This is a genomic window from Colwellia sp. SU-HH01217 (assembly GCF_057543495.1).
Genome location: NZ_BAAJLX010000050.1, coordinates 1 through 614 on the forward strand (window position 1 = coordinate 1; position 614 = coordinate 614).

Below are 614 nucleotides of genomic sequence, written 5' to 3' on the forward strand. Positions count from 1 at the left end.
GATAGCGCTTTAGCTTTGTTCATGCGTTTTTGCAATTTTTCTAAATAGCGTTTGGCTTTATCATTACCACGTAAATAAAGTACCGCCGCTTCACTAAATGCCCATTTTAAATAACCGTTTCCGATTTTGTTGCCACTGGTGCCATAGAGCTTGCCCGCTGATTCTGCCTTGCATTTAACTAACCGTGAATATGAGGCAAACTTTTGTACGCTTGGAAAACGTTGAATATCACCAATTTCATAGAGGATAGTTAAGGCGAGTATTTGTCCAATGCCAGGAAACGTGCGAATGATATTACGCAAAGCAGGAAAATCATCACGCGCTTCTTTTTCAATAAACGACTCAACATGTTTTAACTCTCGGATATAACAATCGAGAATATTCATTTCAAACGTTATCATGCGTTGAACAACAGGATCATCATAGTGATGACGTAGCCCTTCACGGGCACTGACATTTTTTAAATTAAGTGATTGAGATGGTAAGTTATATTGACTATCGGTATTAACCACATGAGCCTTTAAGCTTGCACCATGTCGCATGAAGTGTGTTCGCCGACGAAGTAAATCGCGCGTGGCGCGGTATTCGCTTGGATAGTTATAAGCGAGGGGGAA

The 614-nt window shown here is 40.7% G+C and carries 1 protein-coding gene; it reads right to left on the bottom strand.

The genetic code is table 11. The features are described 5' to 3' along the window. On the bottom strand, positions 1 to 614 hold a 614-nt coding region (locus tag AC27G3_RS18185; RefSeq protein ID WP_487124053.1), incomplete at both ends, for a transposase.